General features: G+C 48.0%; 23 protein-coding genes. All 23 read right to left on the reverse strand.

All coding sequences use genetic code 11. The features are described 5' to 3' along the window. Positions 1-67: 67 nt before the first annotated feature. Positions 68-1,105, reverse strand: coding sequence for a phage tail protein (locus CXK86_RS17135; protein WP_076251412.1), 1,038 nt, complete (start codon positions 1,103-1,105; stop codon positions 68-70). Next, positions 1,106-1,651 (reverse strand): putative phage tail protein, encoded by a 546-nt coding sequence (locus CXK86_RS17140; RefSeq protein ID WP_076251410.1) that lies wholly within the window; start codon positions 1,649-1,651, stop codon positions 1,106-1,108. Next, complete coding sequence (locus tag CXK86_RS17145) at positions 1,648-2,706, reverse strand: baseplate J/gp47 family protein (protein WP_076251408.1); 1,059 nt, start codon at positions 2,704-2,706, stop codon at positions 1,648-1,650. Before CXK86_RS17145 ends, CXK86_RS17140 begins: the two co-directional genes overlap by 4 nt. After that, positions 2,699-3,112: a DUF2634 domain-containing protein gene (locus tag CXK86_RS17150; protein WP_076251406.1), complete on the reverse strand. Its 414-nt coding sequence runs from the start codon at positions 3,110-3,112 to the stop codon at positions 2,699-2,701. The genes CXK86_RS17145 and CXK86_RS17150 overlap by 8 nt, the downstream gene beginning before the upstream one ends. Beyond that, positions 3,109-3,366, reverse strand: coding sequence for a DUF2577 family protein (locus CXK86_RS17155; protein ID WP_017690156.1), 258 nt, complete (start codon positions 3,364-3,366; stop codon positions 3,109-3,111). The genes CXK86_RS17150 and CXK86_RS17155 overlap by 4 nt, the downstream gene beginning before the upstream one ends. Positions 3,367-3,372: 6 nt before the next feature. Continuing rightward, the gene (locus tag CXK86_RS17160) at positions 3,373-4,383 is read right to left on the reverse strand and encodes an XkdQ/YqbQ family protein (RefSeq protein ID WP_076251404.1); all 1,011 of its coding nucleotides are present in this window, start codon (positions 4,381-4,383) and stop codon (positions 3,373-3,375) included. Between the two features lie 13 nt (positions 4,384-4,396). Then, positions 4,397-5,092 carry a LysM peptidoglycan-binding domain-containing protein gene (locus tag CXK86_RS17165; protein ID WP_036668863.1) on the reverse strand — a complete coding sequence of 232 codons (696 nt, stop codon included), beginning with the start codon at positions 5,090-5,092 and terminating at the stop codon, positions 4,397-4,399. Then, complete coding sequence (locus CXK86_RS17170) at positions 5,093-7,066, reverse strand: hypothetical protein (protein WP_076251402.1); 1,974 nt, start codon at positions 7,064-7,066, stop codon at positions 5,093-5,095. Between the two features lie 201 nt (positions 7,067-7,267). After that, positions 7,268-7,690: a phage tail assembly chaperone gene (locus tag CXK86_RS17175; protein WP_076251400.1), complete on the reverse strand. Its 423-nt coding sequence runs from the start codon at positions 7,688-7,690 to the stop codon at positions 7,268-7,270. A 170-nt stretch (positions 7,691-7,860) separates the two neighbouring features. After that, on the reverse strand, positions 7,861-8,319 hold the full coding sequence (locus tag CXK86_RS17180; protein ID WP_017690162.1) for a phage tail tube protein: 459 nt from the start codon (positions 8,317-8,319) through the stop codon (positions 7,861-7,863). 1 nt (position 8,320) lies between these two features. After that, positions 8,321-9,637: a phage tail sheath family protein gene (locus CXK86_RS17185; protein ID WP_076251398.1), complete on the reverse strand. Its 1,317-nt coding sequence runs from the start codon at positions 9,635-9,637 to the stop codon at positions 8,321-8,323. Then, positions 9,637-9,846 carry a YqzN/YkzM domain-containing protein gene (locus CXK86_RS17190; protein ID WP_076251396.1) on the reverse strand — a complete coding sequence of 70 codons (210 nt, stop codon included), beginning with the start codon at positions 9,844-9,846 and terminating at the stop codon, positions 9,637-9,639. The genes CXK86_RS17185 and CXK86_RS17190 overlap by 1 nt, the downstream gene beginning before the upstream one ends. A 127-nt stretch (positions 9,847-9,973) precedes the next feature. Continuing rightward, a complete protein-coding gene (locus tag CXK86_RS33030) occupies positions 9,974-10,405 on the reverse strand; it encodes a phage tail terminator family protein (protein ID WP_101314140.1) in 432 nt (143 codons plus the stop codon). A 387-nt stretch (positions 10,406-10,792) separates the two neighbouring features. Beyond that, on the reverse strand, positions 10,793-11,089 hold the full coding sequence (locus CXK86_RS17200; protein WP_101314141.1) for a hypothetical protein: 297 nt from the start codon (positions 11,087-11,089) through the stop codon (positions 10,793-10,795). Between the two features lie 12 nt (positions 11,090-11,101). Continuing rightward, positions 11,102-12,250 (reverse strand): tail fiber protein, encoded by a 1,149-nt coding sequence (locus CXK86_RS31865; RefSeq protein ID WP_144029803.1) that lies wholly within the window; start codon positions 12,248-12,250, stop codon positions 11,102-11,104. Beyond that, positions 12,250-12,840 carry a YmfQ family protein gene (locus CXK86_RS17210; RefSeq protein ID WP_101314142.1) on the reverse strand — a complete coding sequence of 197 codons (591 nt, stop codon included), beginning with the start codon at positions 12,838-12,840 and terminating at the stop codon, positions 12,250-12,252. The genes CXK86_RS31865 and CXK86_RS17210 overlap by 1 nt, the downstream gene beginning before the upstream one ends. Then, positions 12,803-13,159 carry a hypothetical protein gene (locus CXK86_RS17215; protein WP_101314143.1) on the reverse strand — a complete coding sequence of 119 codons (357 nt, stop codon included), beginning with the start codon at positions 13,157-13,159 and terminating at the stop codon, positions 12,803-12,805. The genes CXK86_RS17210 and CXK86_RS17215 overlap by 38 nt, the downstream gene beginning before the upstream one ends. After that, the gene (locus CXK86_RS17220) at positions 13,152-14,291 is read right to left on the reverse strand and encodes a baseplate J/gp47 family protein (RefSeq protein ID WP_101314144.1); all 1,140 of its coding nucleotides are present in this window, start codon (positions 14,289-14,291) and stop codon (positions 13,152-13,154) included. Before CXK86_RS17220 ends, CXK86_RS17215 begins: the two co-directional genes overlap by 8 nt. 4 nt (positions 14,292-14,295) lie before the next feature. After that, on the reverse strand, positions 14,296-14,751 hold the full coding sequence (locus tag CXK86_RS17225) for a DUF2634 domain-containing protein (RefSeq protein WP_101314145.1): 456 nt from the start codon (positions 14,749-14,751) through the stop codon (positions 14,296-14,298). Beyond that, complete coding sequence (locus tag CXK86_RS17230; RefSeq protein ID WP_036668841.1) at positions 14,744-15,154, reverse strand: hypothetical protein; 411 nt, start codon at positions 15,152-15,154, stop codon at positions 14,744-14,746. Before CXK86_RS17230 ends, CXK86_RS17225 begins: the two co-directional genes overlap by 8 nt. Then, the gene (locus CXK86_RS17235) at positions 15,147-16,133 is read right to left on the reverse strand and encodes an XkdQ/YqbQ family protein (RefSeq protein ID WP_101314146.1); all 987 of its coding nucleotides are present in this window, start codon (positions 16,131-16,133) and stop codon (positions 15,147-15,149) included. The genes CXK86_RS17230 and CXK86_RS17235 overlap by 8 nt, the downstream gene beginning before the upstream one ends. Continuing rightward, positions 16,130-16,762, reverse strand: a complete 633-nt coding sequence (locus tag CXK86_RS17240; RefSeq protein ID WP_101314200.1) for a LysM peptidoglycan-binding domain-containing protein — start codon at positions 16,760-16,762, stop codon at positions 16,130-16,132. The genes CXK86_RS17235 and CXK86_RS17240 overlap by 4 nt, the downstream gene beginning before the upstream one ends. A 56-nt stretch (positions 16,763-16,818) precedes the next feature. Beyond that, the gene (locus CXK86_RS17245; RefSeq protein ID WP_101314147.1) at positions 16,819-18,561 is read right to left on the reverse strand and encodes a hypothetical protein; all 1,743 of its coding nucleotides are present in this window, start codon (positions 18,559-18,561) and stop codon (positions 16,819-16,821) included. Positions 18,562-18,572: the final 11 nt, after the last annotated feature.

An 18,572-nucleotide genomic window follows, 5' to 3' on the forward strand; every position in this document is an offset into this window, starting at 1 on the left:
TTATGTTTTTCCTCTCTGTCACAATTCGAAACCAATATTGAAACTGAAATTGAACTACTTAAAAACTTCATCGAATTACCCCACCACCAAAAGTAAGTTCCGAACCTTGTAGCTGTGAATCTGATTTTGATACTACGGATCCACCAACGACATACAAAGCTAGATAGTTATTACTACCTGTGTTTTTCTCAGCATACACATGGCTAATTAAATCCACATATAGCGCATAATATTTGTTGCTAATTTTATTTTCAATAAGGGCTACATTAGAAGCACTGCGTATGAAAACACCAATACCAGTATCACTAGTTGCCTGTTCAAATTTACAATTGCTCAACCGTACATATTTACATAGTTCAATTTGAAAAGAAGTGCCTCGAGTGTTGATTACATCAAATCCGTATATCTCGACTTCGACTGAGCAATTATTTAAATAGCAGCTGCCTATTGTCACTTCGTTGGAAGCGTTCAAATAAATTCTACCTATACCTGACTTTCCAGATATTATAATCTGCTCCGGATAGTTTCCTTTATTCACTCTTACATAAACTCTGTGGTTTATAACTTCAGGTAGGATTGAAATAGCCTTAGCTATAGTTTTGAAAGCCTGGGCAGGAGATAAGCCTGTATTACCATCATATCCTGTACTAGAATTAACATAATATGTCAAGTTTTCAGTAGATGTCGTTGGACCTGCAGCCACTGGAGTCCATATGATTCCATTATAATATTCCATCTTTCCAGCTTTGATTCGCAAGCCATGCGTTTCCGAACTATTAACTATTGAGTCGGCATGAACATCAATTGCATAATTTGTAGCAATCCTCGCATCCCTAACCGCCTTCTCCGTTGCCGCCACCGTCTCGGACGTGCCATCCGTCTTACTAGACAACTGAACCTTCCCTTTCTGCGTCAAAGACGCATCAGGAACATCTATCTCCTCTATCGCTTCACGAAGTTCCTCTAAATCTTGCTTAGTCGCTACACCCTCATCAACCTTCTCCCAGTTCTGATCCAAATATTTATCCAGATCAAAATAGGTCGTCGATGGCGTGGAACGGTCAATCTTATTCAATCCCAAGTTTGGTGTTTTTGGTTCATTCATCTATGCTCCACCTCCTGCAAATTTATCCTGCCCTGTCTGTTCGATCTCCTCCAGCGTCATGCTTTCAACTTCCGCAATCGTCAAATACCGCAGACGGTAGTCCACGGTCATATGTGCCGGTTTGATATCCTCAATCGCTGCCTTCAGATCATCCAGATTGGGTGGCAAGCCCCATGTGTCGATGAAGCGAATTCGGATCAAGTATTCCTCGGGCAAAACGGATACATCAATTCCGCCACTTTCGTAGGCCTGCGCCACGTTCTTGAGCATGGAGCCAGCGACTTTGCCGCTACCGCGCATTTTGGAAATGATTACGGATCTCCGCTGGTCATCTGGCTTGGCTTGATTCGTCGGAATCTGCAAATCTCGCTCATAACGTTCCAGTGCCCAGGTCGCAGACTCTGGGTAGAATTGATCCAGCACACTTTCCAAACCCACCGTAAGCTTGTCCAGCTCTACACCTTCGGTCTCCGTGAGAAGCTGCATCTCAAGCACATTTTCATACAATGGGGGCAAAAGAGTCATTAACACCTCTGTTTTACTCATGTCACCTTCACCGTCCCAAGAACAGCTACTGCGCCGGGAGCGATCTCCAGATTGGACATACCACCATTCACCAGCAGATCGCTATAATCGATCACGGGCGGGATATCCAGAATGACATTGGCAATACGTGTCCAACGAACCAACGGATCCGCAAAAGCCAGTTCTTTCAGATACGCCGTAACTCCCGTTTCAATCAGTGTCTTCACTCCCTCGTACGTTGAACCAGAAGCAAGCGTGACCTGCACCTCAACATCAATAGGTATCTCTTGCGCTCCCACTACTGTGACCACGGGTCCGATTGGAGCAGCACCTTCACCCATTCCATCCTGAGTTGGATCGATATATTCCTGCACCGCCTCAATGACCGCCTCAGCAGGTGTTTGCATTTCATTATTCAACAATGCCACTTTGACTGTACCCGGCCCGGCCCACAGTGGAAAAGCCTTTGCTTTGCCCACACCGGAGTTTTCCCGTGCCCATAACTCATACTGATATTTGTTCGCACTCGTGACCGGACGGGAAACTTTGTCCTGATAGCGATCATATAAGGCCTGATCCGTTTCCTCGTCTTCGCCAGGAACCAGCAACTGTGTCAATTCAGCTGTCGTCAGGCCAGCAATATAATCGATGGGCAGCAGCGCCCCCGTATATTCATTACCTTCCGCTCCCGCGACTTCACACTCCAACACATATCGTCCTGCCGCGATGCGCTCCACAATAACGTACACCCGATCCCCCGTAGAAAAACGACTCTCCAAAGGAACTTCAACAGGCTTACCTTCGTTATCCCGAAAACTCCCAACCCAACGTGCCTTCGTGGCCGCTTTCCGACTAATACCAGACCAAGCCACCGCGCGATCCAAGTACTCTCCAGAGGCTGTATCTGCAAACTTCAGATTGGCGTTCACATCCAGCTCGATATACATCTGAGCCATTTCCACTGCCGCTGGCGCAAGTGCATCATAGATAATGCTGCCTTCACGTTTATCCACACCATCTGGTACCCTATCCAGCATTCGGTTTAAAATAACTTCAAACGTCTGCTCTTCATACATCCATGTTCACCTCCGTCTCCTCCCTGAAGCTTCCAAAATCCGTTTCCACGGTAAACGAAACTCGTACCCCGTCAGCCTCGTGGACAAAATCGAACTCGGTTACATCCGAAATGCGATCATCTGGAAGCAACGCTTCGCGAATCCAGCGTTCCAGTTCCGATTCAACCATGGATCTCCCGGCCATTCCTTCCCAGGACCATTCCATACCATAATCCGAGGAATAGATTAGATGCTCGTAGCGGCGTGTGGACAACGCTTTATACACCGCCTGTTTTACCGCATCTTTTCCATCCAGTTGCAATCTTCCAATTCGTTGTCCCGAAGCTTGAAATACATAAGTTAGACTCGGAAGCACAGTAGCTTCTTCCTGATCTTCTGCGCTAATCTGCGCACCCTGTGGAATCATGGATTCACCAGCCGATCCAGCACAACAAAGCTGTCTCCACCTTGAACACGTAACAACAAAACATGGTCACCCACGGTCCAAGTTTTGTTCACTACGGATTCCGGCAGTACCAGAAAAGGCTCAGCCAATGCCAGCCGTTGTTCAACGGTGATCTCCAGAGGCTGAGTGTTTGTCACGCTTCCGTACATTACCTGAACGGGAGACTTGGCATCTACAGCGGCCACCGCCGCCTTTTTAATCACGTCCAGCATCATTTATCGTTACACCACCTTCAAATCCAGCGACATCGTGTGCACGCCTCCCTGTACCTTATGCGTACATTCGTCTACCAGAAAATATTGATTAATCTTCAGTTCATCGATCTGGATGTTGACAAAACTGCCTGCCCTCACCTTGAAATCACCAAGTGCATCCACTTTCAATGTCTGCGTCTCACGATTGCGAAGGGTCATCAGAGTTTTCAGCATGTCATCAATCTGTCCTTCGTTCAGGCCATCATCCGCTTTTTGGTACAAAAAAAGCAGCCCCCATTGACGGATGCTGCCTGAATCCTGATGAACAAACGTTTCTCTTTTTCCCGTATCCTTGTTATCCCGATACAGCTTGATTTTGTTATACGTCTGGTCATCAATAGACCTTGTATAGCTGTAATCTGTGAGCAGACTGTTATCCCCAATGACAAAGCCGTAAGGCATCTCTTCCACATCCCGAAGCACCAGCTTGCCGAAATCATCGTAGAAGATATAGTTTTTGCCACCATAGATCAGCGTTCGGTCGAGCGCCTCACAGATCATGTCGATCAGCTTTTTGTTATCAAACAACATGCGCGGAATAACATATTTCGGCTGGATCAGCTCGCCCACCTTCAACTGAAAGTCGGTGGCAATTCGTTTGATCACATCCGTAGCGGTTGCGTTCACGAACTTGTACGTCTGATTCGCGGTTAGATATCGAGTCTGGTCGTAGGCTTTGATTTTGACACTTTCGTCCTTGCCGTTATCCACCGAGAAGATATATCCGTAAAATATGCCTACCTCGTTGCTGATATATTTCACGACATATCCATTCTCATAGGTAAATTTCTTATTTTGGTACAGACTGCCCTTGATCAACGTGAATTCCAGAGAGGAAGGCTTGCCGATGCGGGAGGTTTTGTACGTAATGTCACCGGCAATTTCGCTAATGTCCCAGATGTTGCCCTGCTTGTCATCCAGCAATAACCGTTCCTTCATGTTTGCCAGCTTATCATCCAGCCTGATCTGCTCTTGCATATTCCCTCTCCTTTCACGGAAGCTTGATCACAAGTCCAATCGGCAGCTTCTTCAGTTGTGCATCTTTGATGCTATTCAGCTTTTGCAACTCTTTCCAGCGAGATCCATCTCCCAGATGGGCTTTAGCTACAGACCACAAGGAGTCTCCGGCTTTGAGTGTGACAGTCTTGGGCTGGATTTTTTCATTGGGCCGGGAGGCTTTGGTTTTTGTTTTCGAAGCAGCCGTATCCTTGCTGTCCTTGAGTGGCACTACTTTTTTGGCGGCATAAAAAATGAACTGCTTCAGCTTGATATCATACTGGATATCCCCCACCGTACCCGCAGTCTCCTTCCAGTCAAAGCTCTCAATGGAAACAGCCATATTAATGGTGTACCTTGCACTGGAAAAGAACAATCTGACGGGTCTACCCGTCTGCATCCAACGGATGATCTTTTTCACATATTCATAAGGATCACGGTAAAACTGCTTCTGAATTGCCGGATGTCTTGCATCGTAGTTCAGATGATACGGGCTGTAGTCTGCCGGAAAAATCCCGCTGAAACTGACTTCACGCAGCTTCGGCGATTTGATCACGTTAATTTCACCCAAAGCGCTCACATTAAACGTACTACCGTCTCCCGAATCCGAAAACTCAATGCTCTCAGGTGTCACCGGGAAAAACATGTATTCAGAGCGGTTATTGAAGCTTAGTTGAATATAATATTCCACTTATCCATACACCCCCTGCGCACTGGAGACGATCTGACTGTTCAGTCCATCGGTGATTTTGCTGATGATGCTATCCACGTCATGTCCGCTGTTGATATCCCCTGTGGTGACCTGAACGGTTGGCGTCAGACTAACAAATCGTTGAATAGCCTGCATCTCGGCAAGCTCACGCATCAGTTTCAAGTCCTCGCTGGTCACATCCACTGTGCCCTCCACGTCACCGATCTTGTCCACCTGTCCGATATTGTTAATTTTGTTAATGTTACTCATGTTGCTGTTGGGAACAACGGTGGGAGCAGGTGCAGTTGGCATCGATGGCATGGAAGGTGTTTTTGGAGTTGAGCCGCCGAAGTTTCCGGGTAATTTTGTTTCTTTGGAATTTGGATCAGGCAGAGAAGGTATTTTTGATAATAGTTTTTTTGCTGCATCTTGTCCCTTGTCAGAAACCTTTGGATCGAATTCTCCGTCCATTCGATTCATGTGGAATACATCTTTGTCACTCTGTGGCTCAAATGATTTCAATGTATCCATCCAACCCTTGACGTTTTTACTAGCAATGTTGATATCGGCTTCGGACATGACAGCTAAATTTGTACCAAAGATATCATTAATAAAGGAAGCTACCTTCCCAATTGCCCCCATCGCTTTGCCCAGAAAGTCCTCAATTCCTACAATAAGATTGTAAAATATCTGCATCCCGAACATTCCCAAATCGTAAAGCAATTTTTGGAATGCATAGAATGGGTCTTTGAAGACATTGGCTATGAACTCTGCGAATATAGCAAATCGATTCCACATCGTGGCAATCACAACCCTTACCATTTCTCCAAGCAGCATAAATGTACCGATAATTGCTCCCAAAATCTCAGTTCCCGATATTCCCATCATGCTTAAAATACCGATAACAGCTGCGATGGCAGCAATGACGAGCAGAATAGGCAAATTCAGTAATAACCAGGCTGTAACCAAACTGTAAACTTGGATAATGACCAAAGCCAGAGCCACAAGCGCAAGCGCCATAAGGATCGGCTGAATAATATCCCAGTTTTGTTGGATCACACTTGCTATATACAGAATGCCATTTACCAGCATCGTCAGCGCGTTTGCCGCAACCGTAAATGCATTGCTAAGCCATTCAATAATGCCAGTGAATTCACCATTGGCAAATGCCTCATTTAATCGATCTAGTAGAGGCGTCAAGGCAACAAGAGCTACCTGTCCAATCTGGCCGAGAACCCCATTAAACTGATTCACCAGTGCATTCCACTTCTGCAAGGGTGAATCCAGCATGGTGTCAAAAGCCTGTTGGGTATAGCCTTGCTTTTGCAAAATGACATCAAGCTTTTGTATAAACTCATCCAAATTGGATGAATCGATAGTTTGCTGCAGACCCGCTCCGCTTAGTGCTCCAACAGGAATGTTAAAAGAATTGGCGAGTTCACCATTGTTTCCGTTCATGGCAGCAACCAAGGCACTGGATGCATCTGACATACTTTTTCCATCTGGAGAAAGCAAGCTCAACCGTTTAGTCATATCCCTCAGTTGATCAACTTGGTCGGTATTCTGTGCATACGGAATAAGAGATAGTGTGCCTTTCAAAGCATCCGTAACATTCTGTCCGCTCTTGAAAGCTTCCGCACGGTAGCGATTGAAGATCATCTCCCCCTGAGCATCGTCACCCGTAGCAGCCATATAGCGATGCTTCAGATCCTCTTCTTGTGCTGCTGGAACAAGAACCGCTTGTCCTGCTGATTTCATCATGCTGATCCAGGCTCTTACACGCCCGGCTCCTTCTGCAAAAGCGGCGTTCACTTTGGCTTGTTCCTCGGATACGCCCTGTAGCAATTTGGATGCCATTGCAATACTGTTCAGTCGAGCAGAATTAAACATGGTACTTATAGCAGCAGGTAATTGTTGAAATTGCGTTACTATACGTGTTGAAGTAAGGTACAGTCTTGCAAACATGGCATACATTCATTTCTCCCTCCTTTCCTTTTTATTTCTTCCGGGTGCGATTTTTGGCCCGTTCTTTCTTCTCTTCCTCCACCCGGATGGAGATCATTGCATAGATCGCTGCTCGTTCTCGCATGGAGAAGGCCATTAGCTGATGCGGCAAAATGTTTAATTCATGGAGAGCGTAATAAGCCAGATTGGCTTCAGAATCGCCCTCTATAATTAGTTTTTTACGTCATCCACCAGTTCGTTCATATCCTGATTGAAGCCGTTCAGCTTCTGGACCTGTTCACCAAGCGAAGCAAATTCCCCAGGCAACAGCATTTTCCGCAAAAGCGATTCCGCCCCCATCACGCCATATGAACGTTGGAGTTCTGCGTTTTTCAAATCGGGATAAACGACACTTGCCGTCATCAGACGAGCCATGTAATCATTCGCATCGATGTCGGGTGTGTAGACACCGTTCTTGCCCTTAATTTTGCGGGTAGCTGCCTTGCGGCATTCCTGGTTTTCGTCCTCAGTCATGCTGCGCAGTTTCCAGGCAACGGGCTCACCTTTCTCATCTTTAAATCGGGGGGATACGGTAAACTCCTCCGTTGTATCTGTTGCTGCATTTTGGGCAAAAAACATACTCAGTCCACTCATGTATTGTTCCTCCTCTAAAGTTAGGTCCCCCGCCGCACGAAGCGGCGAAGAACAATATTTTGACACGCCAAATAGCCCGTAACACAGGCAAGTTGAACAGGTTTCTTTTACAAACCCACTGTTAATTTATACTCTTTATGAATCTTAAAGAATTAGGATTTCACGATAAATTACTTCGGTAAATTGAACGATACAGGCATATCGACATCTTCAAAGGTAAAGCTCACTTCTTCCTCCAATGCCTCCGCCTCGGTATCCAGAGATGCCATGATTACACTGTCGAGGTTGACGCCTTTGAGGGTCACCGTCTGTTTGCCAATCGTAGACGAAGGATCTTCGTTGGTCACTTCAATGTCGAAGTACGTGTCCACACCATTCTGCATGTACTGGAGCATCAGCTCGCGGAAACGGGAAGTGGTATAAAAGATTGTCATGGAACCCGAACCGGACCAACCGGTTGCTTTGTGCTGTACGCCGCGGCGGCCCAAGGTTTTGACCTCTGCTTTTTGTTTCTCCACCGTTGCTTCCAGCGTCTTCACATAGAACATTTCTTCCGTCTGTCCGTTAATCGTTGCGTATGCGCGGCCTTCCTGGCCGGAGATCGTGTCACTTGCTTTCAAAAATGCCATCTTAAACCACCTTCACTTTCATATATACTTTTTCAACGGAATCCACAGGTTGGACCTGAATCTCGATCAGAATACTGTCGGTTTCATTGCCCGGAGCAACAGTGATATCTGTTTTGGAATCAAAATTTTGAATCGCCCCAATATCCTGAAGCTGCTTGAGGTAAGTAACACATTGGGAACGGAACAGGCTGCGCCCATCTTCGTTGTTGTTCACCTTGCCGATGTAATAGGACTCGAAAATCCGTTTCATATCGTTAGCGATGCCATCGAGTACACGCACCACACGGTTTTTGGCAAAATGACGTGCCTTATCCGGTGTCACCGAACGGAACGTATTTACATCCTGCTCCACCACCGCGCGGTTGCTGCTCGCGGTAAAGACAAACTCGCCGCTCTGCAGTGCCGCCTCTGTCTCGGTATGTGTCAGCCGTCCGTTCACATCCACGGCATCGTCATACGCACGGAACGTCAGAGATTCATTCAGGTTAGCACCCGCTGTTGCACCGGCAGTCCATGCTACGGTTTGTTTTGGTGACAGGACCGTACCATCTGCGAGCACAACACCATTACTGACACTGATAATGCCTTCATGATCTGCAGCCGGATAATCGGACAGAACCAGTTGCACTTTCTTACCCTCAGTATCACGTAAGCGCTTGATGTAGGCTGTGTAGACTGACTTGAGTGTGGCATCGTCTGAAATCAGACCGACCGTGTTAAAATCCAGTACTTCCAGCTTGGTCAGGAAATCGGAATGCTCTTGGTTCGTTGCTGTGCCATCCAATCCACCTGTTAGTGGAAGTGATGCTGTAGCTGTGAGTGCCCCTTCACCAGTAAATGTAACGTATGCGTTGGATTCCAGAGCTTCGATGGTGGACGAAGTTTGTTTGTCCACTTCTTTACCCGCAAGCAAAGTGGAGACATCCAATTGTTCCGGTTCATTGATATTGGTGGAGATTACAACAGCCAGATCATTACCACGTACGCCGCCGTGTTGGGCTGTCACTGTCAGTTTGTCCAAGGTTGCCTTGGCTTTGGTCCCTGCATTGAGTCGGTAAAGAAGCAAGGTCTGCGCACGTTTCAAAGCTTCACGAATCAGCAGTAATTGAGGTGCTGTCCAGTCATAGCCCAATTTGGCTTGTACATCTTCACCTGCTTGTACCGTCAGGATTGAGCCTGTTTGCCCCCACGACAATGGAAGGGCCAAAGCCACCGTTCCTCGCTCTCCTACCGTACCCGGCAATGAGCCCTCTGATGCAAAATTCATATATACGCCGGGGCGTACCTTGTTTTGTGTCGTCCATGTTCCTCCAGCCATTATTGTGCCTCCCCATTCATAAATTGTTGGATGTGTTGCTGTGCTTCTTGTAAGGTGTATGTTTGTTGTTCCAGCAGAACTGCTGCCAAAATGTCTTTCTCGATAAAGCTGAGTTGCTGGGATTCGGAGAACTGTGCTTTGCTGTATTTGTGGTTGTTTTTCTGTGGAGTTTCTGTTTTTTTAAGATCCTGTTCCTTTTTCGTAAACATCGCCAATGCGCCTCCTATTCCTTTCATACTGATCCCCTCATTCAGTTAGTTAAGTTCAATAAAAAAATAGCTATACTGACCACTACAAGGACAGGATAACCATCGTTATGTTGAACTAATATAGTTATTATCTTGTGGCCTTAAGTGCGGTAGGTCGCTGTTCCAGTTGTTGCATGGTAGTGGCGGACTCCGACACTTTGGTGGTTCGCATGGTGTAGTACACCAGCATTCGCGGCGTATCGTTCTCCGTCTCCCAACGCATCTCCGTTGCACGATAGGGCGTGCCTTCCACGTCGATGGTTTCCAAAGCTTCGAATAGTTCGTCCGGTAGAGTTGCCGGGATGTCGTTTGGATCAAGCCACCGGATTTCAAAGGCGTGAGATTGCACGAAGCGATCGCTTCGTTCCCTGGTGAGTTGGGCGGATAGTAAACGGTAGGTGATGCCTTTAGTATCTGGATTAGAGTTGTTATTTCCCGGTGACGGGTGGATCGAGATGTTCGTGAAGCGCTGTGAGAGTATTTTTGCAATGGCTGTAGTTAGTTGGTTTGTTGTAGTCATAGTTCACCTCCTTTTTATCTGGTGAAATAATTCATGTCTAAGATTAATTATTTTTTTGAATAGCACCCCATCCTGAAATTATATAAGTATCTGTTCAGGACTGTTGTGTAAAAGACATAATCGGTATTCCAAACTTCTACACTCTTTTCATTAATATACAAAAACTAATTACGAGAACATGAGGTTATGTGTTATATAATTGGAAGCGAGTTACATTATATTTCTGCTCTAGTTCATCCCTACCGCTGCAAGAGCTTCAGCCACTTTATCACGGCTTTGTAATGGTACAGACTCCAACTTGATCAATCCTTTATGAATCATCATTACGTATACAGCTAACATATTGTTACCTCCTTTCAACCCACACGGTTCAAAAACCGAGCCAGGTTATTCGGCATTAGGAAGTGCTTTAAGCATTATCATGTGTAATTCCATCAACGCCAATTGATTGGCATTGTTTTCTTCGGTAAGTCTGGACAACCTCGTTTCTAAACTCTCTACGGCAATATAGTCGTAGTAAAGCTTGTCCGATTCTGGGTTGAACATCAGGACTGGCTCCATATTGGGAATCGCTTCGGGGGTTGGTATTGCTGATTTGCTGTCTTTATAATCACCCTTTATGGTGTCGTTAACTCCGTAGTATATACCAACGACTCGACCTGTTTTTTCATAAACTATTTTCAAAAGTGTCCCTCCTTAACCGTAAATATAGTTATAATTGGATTCGAAATTAAAATTGGTTGTTGGGGTATTCCCCGTAGCCCGGCCAACTATTTTCACAATACCCTCCATATCAAAGTTTGGTGGGGCATTTGCTACTGTGAAGGGATAGGAACCACTAAACGTACGGATCGTTCGATCGATACTGCTGATCAAATACTGGTAGTTTAAATAAGTTCTTGCTTGATTACCATAACCAAAGAAGGTCATAAAATTCCACATAGTTCCGTTTTTGTCAACGGCGACATACGTAAAAATTGTCGTCCCGTTATATTGCGCCCAAAAAGATACGGGTGGCGTTGACGATTGGATATTGGGGAATAAGAATAGTTGCTTCGTCCCTGCTGGTTTTTCAACGACTGTAAACTCAAACGGCCGATCAGAATCAACGGGTTTATCTCTATGGGATGTATATTGAGCAAGAACCATACCCGAATTGCTAGGGTCTAACGTACCAACAACACCCCCAATTGTGGAGACACCACGCCGTAGGTTTTCTGGAATTAGGGTGGGTGTTGGTGTGGTCACCCATGACTCACCGTTGTAGTATCCAGTTGGTGGTCTTAAGAACACCCGATCACCAACCCATAATGTTGAATCTATGGCAGGCATGTGATGATTTTCTGCTGAACGGTTAGGCATCGTTCCTATTCTGCCGTTGCCAGCCTCATTACTAAATGTCACACTTGTCAACACTTGTGCTTCTGTTGCATTGCCCGTAGACCGGACGATAGTAGTTAGCTTTGAGACAAGCTGTGCCCATGACTCTGATGTGGATGCCGATACACCTATGGAGTTAAGCGCGGCAACCACATTCGCTTTTTGCTCAACTCCAAGCTGCTTTGCCGAGGTAGCCTCATCAAATGCTATCTTAACAGCGCTCGGCGTTGCCGCTTTGTCTTTTGCAGTGCTATTAGTAACATCAGACAACTGCACCTTCCCCTTCTGCGTCAAAGACGCATCGGGAATATCCATCTGACTCACCGCTTCACGAAGTGTATCCAAATCCGCCTGCGTCGCAACACCTGCATCAATCTTCTCAAAAATCCCGTTAATACTCTCCCGGGTCACAGTCTCATTCCCCAAAGGAAGAGGTAATTTCAGTCGATCTGTTTCCAGTGGCATTATGCCCACACCTCCAGTTCATTCCACGTCAGGGACGCGGCGTCTAGTTCATCCCAGGTCATCTGTTTGCTGTCCAGATCGTCCCAAATCATATAACGATACTCATATTCCACGGTCATATGGGCCGGTTTCAGTTCTTCAATTGACCGTTTGAGATCATCGATATTAGGCGGGATACCCATCGTATCCACAAAGCTCACCGTAAAACTCCACGCTTCCGGCTGAAACGTTACATCCACCTTGCCCCCGGCATACGCCTCGGCCACATTCGCAACCTGCCTGCCCGAAAACTTCCCGGCCCCGCGCAGCTTCGACTCCACCACCGCACGCCGCTGCTCCAGAGGTTTGAGACGATCTGTCTCAATGCCAAGCTCCTGTTCCCAGAAGTCCAGCCCCCACGTCGCTGTACGGACAAAAAACTGCTCCAACGTCTCATCCAGCGCCTGATATAGCAGATCCATCTCGGTGCCTTTGGCCTGCATATTAGCCTGCATCACGCGTGATGTCTCATAGTACCTTGGCAAATACGAGAATAATTCTCGCCCTTTCTCACTAGTCAGTCCAACATCTACAATAGAAGGAGCACTCATGACCAGCATCCTCCTTTCCTTTCACATTCGCGTGAACTCGCTCACTCCATGGGTCTTCCTGACTTACTTCTCGCCATAAGCGAACCTTAGACTCGTCACGTTGCTTACCTTGAGAATCTTCCAGAATTGGCACAACAGGCTCAACCGCAGCAGGAAAATTAGTACAAGCAGCGTATCCCGACCGACTAGAATATTTCCATGACACATCCCGTTGAACGGCTTCCTTGCTTCCTAAACTGCCTTCTCCACTACATTCCCGGAAATCTTCCTCATCTTTCTTCCGTCCATTACACCTCACCATCTGCACAACACTACTCATGCACATCCACCGTCCCCAGCACGGCCACCTGACTCGCGGTCATCTCGATATTCTGGTCACTTACACCGTTCACGGTAAGCTCCGAATAGTCGATAATCGGCGGGATGTCCAGCAGAATCGCAGCAATGCGGGTGTAACGAACGAGTGGATCGGCAAAAGCCAACTGTTTCAGATACGCGGTCACCCCGCGTTCGATCAATGCACGCACATCGGCGAGTGTCGCATCACTTGCCAACGTCAGCTTCACCTGAATGTTCATCGGAACTTCCTCGGCTGGCATCACGGACACCACTGGCCCCGCCGGAGCAACGCCTTCACCCTGTCCATCTTGCGTGGGGTCAACGTACTTCTGTACCGCCGCAACCAGATCGGTACCCGCAGCACGTTTGTCCGTGTCCAGCAAATATAGTCCTACCGTGCCTGGTCCCTGCCATAACGGAATAACCCGCGTTGCACCAACACCTGGTACTTCACTGGCCCATTGCACATATTGCGATTTATTACCGCTTGTCCCTTGGTTGCGGACTTTGGCATAAAAGCGTTCCAACAGCGCCGTATCGGCCTCAATATCCGCACCGCCTTTGATCACCTCAACGTTCGTGACAGAAGTCACGCCACTTACAGGTGTAGACAGCACAGTTACCGTGCCCGCAGGCACATTGCTTTCTTTTCCGGCAACAAGCGCTCGTACGCCTACCACCCCGGAGCCCTCTGCATCCAGTTCCACACGCCCCACCGTCTCATATTCGAGCGAAGCTTCAGCAGATACTTCATCCGCGAGCGTAGCCACGACCGTGCCCACAGGCACAACTTTCCCCGGCGTACCCATGAACCTCACTGCACCTTGTGCCGCCACAGCAGCCCGCCGCGTGATGCCGTGCTCTCCTGCCCGCAGATCCAGCTCTTCCGAACGAAAATTCGGATCACTGCTCGCCGCAGTACTAGCAAACCCTCGCCGAAGTAATTCCTGCGCCCACAATGCCGCTTCAGACAGCATAAACGCAACCGGAGCCTCCGCATCCCACAGAAACGATCCTTCCGACTTATCCAGATCCGCGGGCAGACGATCCAGCATACGCTGCATAATCTGTTCCTCCGTCTGGTCCTCCAAATAACGCGGAATCTCAGCCATCCCGTCAGATCACCTCACTTTCCAGAATAAACATCTCTTCCTGCACACTCGCCACCCGACACGAGAACATGCACTGCTCCCGATTCCAATCAAACGTGAACTGGTCTACCGAATCCGTGCGTGGATCAGCCAGCAACGTCTCCGTCACCATCCGGGTAATCTCACTTTCCATCACACCCCGGCTATCACCCTGCCCTACCAGATCTTCCAGCTCCGAACCATAGTTCCGGGAGTAAATCACATGTCTGTACCGTGGCGTTTTCACTGCCTTAATACACCACTGCACCCAGGCTTCATGCGCACCCGCCGCAGCTACTTTGCCACTCGGGGTCAATACAAAATCCCCTGCATCGTAATCGAATCGCCAGCTCCGTCCAAAGCGTACCTCTTCCGAATCCGCCCCCGACAGATCTTCCTCATCTCCCCATACCACACCCGTTTCCGGGAACAAACTAGGCATGAGCGCTCACCACCTTACACAGCACCACAATGTCGTTACCGCCATTCACCCGCATCGCCAGTACGCGATCTCCCGCTTTCAGACCTTTGCCAAGAGACAACACCGTTTCTTCCACTTCCTCTTCTTGCAAAAGAAACCGTCCCGTGCCCGTCGTTCCGCCGTTTGCCACGTCAGGTATACCGGAAATCGCGCCAGCAGCCTCGCGCTCCGGCAGTCCAAGCGTGCCCGGCAACTCGGCCACGAGATAGTCCTGCACTTCGTGCTTGAAATCATCCAGCTTCACGCCGGACGATGTCATCGTACCCAGTACCGCGCCCAGCCCGCTCACGGCCTGACGAGAATGTGTACTCATCGCACCCCGCATGACGTCGGCAAAATGCCCATACGGATCATCTTTATTCAAGGTAATACCTCCTTTTCACCAGCTCGGCTGTCCCCAGTTCCAACGTCATCATTCCAGGTCCGGCAGACAGATCACGGCTGACCGACATGACGATTAGCTTCAGTCCTTTCAACAACACTGCGTCCCCGGCGCGAATCGTATTGATATCCGGTGCCGATATCGTAAAGGTCTCCTGAATACCCGTCAGATGACTTTTCGCCAGTTTTTTCGCGGCAGTTGTCGATTTCACCTGATCGTCCTCTACCAGCTTTTGCAATGTGCCCAGTTCTTCCACACCATTCTGCTCAATTGCAAGCACTTTGGAAGGAACTTCTTTGCCACTCGGTGACTCCGACGCTGCCATCACTTTAACTTTGGTAACCGCCCCTTCGAGCGTACGCATCTGGGTCAGATCAATTAGTCGATCAAGTTCATACACCTTTGCATTACTTCCGATCTTGAATAGCTGCAGCCCACCAGGTGTCATCCGTGGATGGTACATTTCCCCGCCGGACTTCGCCGTTTCTTTCAGATCGGCAAACATCATCGAGAAGATCGTCTGTGACCGATACACGGCTTTTCCCAGCTTTGTCTTGGTTTCTGGCAATGTAGCGTATGGAATCTTCCACTCTTTGGCGTAGGTTTTAAGTCGCTGCGTAGCCGTCTGATCCTTCGGCAGCAGGAACTCGTCCTCCGATTTTTCCAGATATATCATTCGGTCGTACACCGTGAGAGACAGCCGCTTGGTGCCGCTGTTCGAGCTTTCCACCTCCCAGATGACCGCAGGATGCAGCAGATGAACCATATATTTTTCGCCAAAAGGAACCCCGCTAATCCGCACTATCATGCCCGGTGAGATCGAAGGCAGACCGGAAGATGCAGACACCGCCAGCCGGATGTTGGCCTGATAGGCAATCTGGTCCAGCGAGTCCTTCAGCGTAATCGTCTCCACCAACTTGGTGATGTCGTATTTGTCGTCGACAATGACCTTGTAGGTCATGGCATCACCAGCTTTTGTCCGGGCTTGATCCGGTTCGGATCACTCCCGATGATCTTTGCGTTGAGCTTGTAGATCTCGTTCCATTTGGAACTGCTACCCAGCTCAAGCTTTGCTATTTTGGACAGGGAGTCGCCAGATTTGACGGTGTAGGTCTTGCTACTCTTTTTCAAATCGGTACGAGAACCTGACTTGCCCCCGGATGCCGCAGAACCGACCTTCTCCACCTTGGAATCCCGCCATGTGCGCAGGGTCAGGTCGAAGTAAATATCTCCTGTCTCCCCCCCACGAAAGCTCGAATTAAGCGAAACAATAAAAACAGGCACGTTCACGCCCGTCTCTGAAATGATGAAACGCAGCGGCTTTTTGGAGATCAGAAAGGTGTTCAGCACATTCATCGCCACACGTGGATCTAGAAAAGATTTTTCATCCATGCAATAGGACGGATCAAATCTTTTGGGAAAAAAAGAAGAGAAAGTGATCTCCTTCACCTTCTCCCCTTGTGCAAAATCAAACTCGCCATGCTCCAACATATTGACCGTTTCATATCCCTTAGACCTAGAAATATTAACTTCTTCAGGGTTCACTGGGAATTGAAATGGAGTGTTGCCGTCCTTCAACGTAAATGACATTTTGTTAGGACCAACTTTATCTTCAAGTACTGACATATCTGCGGCCTCCTTTCTGCTTAGGCCATAATTGTTTTGCGATTTTGCATCGCACGGCGGAACTCGTTAGAGATCCGTTGCCCCACCTGGTGAGAAACTGCGTCATAATCAATCGCATTTTCGCGCACGGTCACCTGCACCGCACCTGGTGGAATATTGATCGCAATCTGATTGGTAGTTTCGGTTTTGAAATCCTTCAAGTATCCGGACAGGCTGCTCATCTGTTCTTCGGATATCTGTACCGTCATCGTGGACGATTTTCCATTCGTCTGCGCACCGTTACCAAGCGCCATTGCTTGGTTCTGCATCATGCTTGTTCCCATGAATCCAGCAGAGGTAGGCTGACTGACCTTGCTGTTCATATATGCCGCTGGGCCTGTCATATTCAGTGCCGATGGAATATAGGCAGGTGGCATCTGCGGGCCTGTTGCAACTGGAGACGGTGCAGCCACCGTTGCTGCCGAGACCGTCTTTTCTTCTTTTTTGGAACCAAATCCAAAGAAGCCGGATATGCCATCCGTGATTTTTTTTGTTTTCTCAGAAACATAATCAGCTGCACCCGACAATGCATCCCCTACACCCTCGGTAGCACTAGACATAAAGTTTCCAATATCCTTCGCTTTGTCTCCAATCCAGCCGCCTGCTGCACTTCCAGCCCAACCACCTACTGCACCACCAACCCATGTTCCGATGCCAGGCAAAAGAACGCTACCGATGGCGCTACCAATCGCAGTACCTGCTGTGCCGCCAATCATCGAACCCACAGCTCGGCCACGCTCTTCCGGGGGCGCTGTCGCTACATTCGCAACATCAGCAAGCATGCTGATGGGTCCGAGCAACCTTTTTGCTCCTTTGGCAAAGCCACTACTTAAATTATCCATCAATCCATTACCAGCCAGCATGTCGGTTAAAGATCCCAATCCACCATCCGCAAATCCTAATCTACCGCTTCCTCGTATTCTTCTACCGCCTCCCCTATTACGGTTGCGATTGGCCGGAGGAGTTGGAGTATCAGGTACAGGATTGGGTACTGGTGATGGGCCCCGGTTCGAACGATTACTAGACCTTCTACCACTTCGGTAATTTCGTCTTCCACGATCTGATCCACCACCATCCGCATTCGGTGAACGAACTCTACGGTTTTTGCCCATCTTTCCACCTGTGCAACAGCAGCATTTGGATGCTGGACTTCTGGTTGGATCTGATGCAGGATTATCTTCTTTTTTCTTTTTGAATTTATCAAATATTCCCTTAACGTTATTAAATACATCAAACAAACTATTAATCTTGTCGGCAGGGTCAAAAATCCATTTATCCAACCAACTCTTAGGATCTTCTTCCTTCGTAGCATTAGTGATATTTTTGTTGTTTTGAATCACGACAGCCATAGTTGGACCCGAAGCCCCTCCTTTACCCATCGCCACTTCAATCTTCTGCCGAACTTCAAGGGATACTGTTCCCGAAGCCGTAACCATCTGGTCCCTGAATTTATTCAGTTTAACCCATGCGCGATCCAGTGCCGGACTCAGCTTATCAATCAACCCAATCGTCGGTGTGATTCGCAGCCTGCTGATTCGCACAGCCATACTATAAATATGCTCCAACCTGCGTCCTGTCGTTCTCAGCTCATTGTTCACCTTAATCAGACTCTGATAACGAACTCTGCCCAGACGTTCCGTTGAGCGTTGGATCTGATCCAGATAACGAAGGGTTGTCCGCATTTCCGCATTGGATTTGGATAGACCTACAATCATTTCTGCCATTTTTTCACCTC

Origin of the sequence: Paenibacillus sp. BGI2013, from assembly GCF_002843485.1 — a bacterium.
In the GTDB taxonomy this organism is placed as follows: Bacteria; Bacillota; Bacilli; order Paenibacillales; family Paenibacillaceae; genus Paenibacillus; species Paenibacillus amylolyticus.

Excerpts from the sequence above, each read along its gene's own strand:
- CXK86_RS17135 (WP_076251412.1), bottom strand. The coding sequence starts at position 1,105 with ATGAATGAACCAAAAACACCAAACTTGGGATTGAATAAGATTGACCGT.
- CXK86_RS17140 (WP_076251410.1), bottom strand. The coding sequence starts at position 1,651 with ATGAGTAAAACAGAGGTGTTAATGACTCTTTTGCCCCCATTGTATGAA.
- CXK86_RS17145 (WP_076251408.1), bottom strand. The coding sequence starts at position 2,706 with ATGTATGAAGAGCAGACGTTTGAAGTTATTTTAAACCGAATGCTGGAT.
- CXK86_RS17150 (WP_076251406.1), bottom strand. The coding sequence starts at position 3,112 with ATGATTCCACAGGGTGCGCAGATTAGCGCAGAAGATCAGGAAGAAGCT.
- CXK86_RS17155 (WP_017690156.1), bottom strand. The coding sequence starts at position 3,366 with ATGATGCTGGACGTGATTAAAAAGGCGGCGGTGGCCGCTGTAGATGCC.
- CXK86_RS17160 (WP_076251404.1), bottom strand. The coding sequence starts at position 4,383 with ATGCAAGAGCAGATCAGGCTGGATGATAAGCTGGCAAACATGAAGGAA.
- CXK86_RS17170 (WP_076251402.1), bottom strand. The coding sequence starts at position 7,066 with ATGTATGCCATGTTTGCAAGACTGTACCTTACTTCAACACGTATAGTA.
- CXK86_RS17175 (WP_076251400.1), bottom strand. The coding sequence starts at position 7,690 with ATGAGTGGACTGAGTATGTTTTTTGCCCAAAATGCAGCAACAGATACA.
- CXK86_RS17180 (WP_017690162.1), bottom strand. The coding sequence starts at position 8,319 with ATGGCATTTTTGAAAGCAAGTGACACGATCTCCGGCCAGGAAGGCCGC.
- CXK86_RS17185 (WP_076251398.1), bottom strand. The coding sequence starts at position 9,637 with ATGGCTGGAGGAACATGGACGACACAAAACAAGGTACGCCCCGGCGTA.
- CXK86_RS17190 (WP_076251396.1), bottom strand. The coding sequence starts at position 9,846 with ATGTTTACGAAAAAGGAACAGGATCTTAAAAAAACAGAAACTCCACAG.
- CXK86_RS33030 (WP_101314140.1), bottom strand. The coding sequence starts at position 10,405 with ATGACTACAACAAACCAACTAACTACAGCCATTGCAAAAATACTCTCA.
- CXK86_RS31865 (WP_144029803.1), bottom strand. The coding sequence starts at position 12,250 with ATGCCACTGGAAACAGATCGACTGAAATTACCTCTTCCTTTGGGGAAT.
- CXK86_RS17210 (WP_101314142.1), bottom strand. The coding sequence starts at position 12,840 with ATGAGTGCTCCTTCTATTGTAGATGTTGGACTGACTAGTGAGAAAGGG.
- CXK86_RS17215 (WP_101314143.1), bottom strand. The coding sequence starts at position 13,159 with ATGAGTAGTGTTGTGCAGATGGTGAGGTGTAATGGACGGAAGAAAGAT.
- CXK86_RS17220 (WP_101314144.1), bottom strand. The coding sequence starts at position 14,291 with ATGGCTGAGATTCCGCGTTATTTGGAGGACCAGACGGAGGAACAGATT.
- CXK86_RS17225 (WP_101314145.1), bottom strand. The coding sequence starts at position 14,751 with ATGCCTAGTTTGTTCCCGGAAACGGGTGTGGTATGGGGAGATGAGGAA.
- CXK86_RS17235 (WP_101314146.1), bottom strand. The coding sequence starts at position 16,133 with ATGACCTACAAGGTCATTGTCGACGACAAATACGACATCACCAAGTTG.
- CXK86_RS17240 (WP_101314200.1), bottom strand. The coding sequence starts at position 16,762 with ATGTCATTTACGTTGAAGGACGGCAACACTCCATTTCAATTCCCAGTG.
- CXK86_RS17245 (WP_101314147.1), bottom strand. The coding sequence starts at position 18,561 with ATGGCAGAAATGATTGTAGGTCTATCCAAATCCAATGCGGAAATGCGG.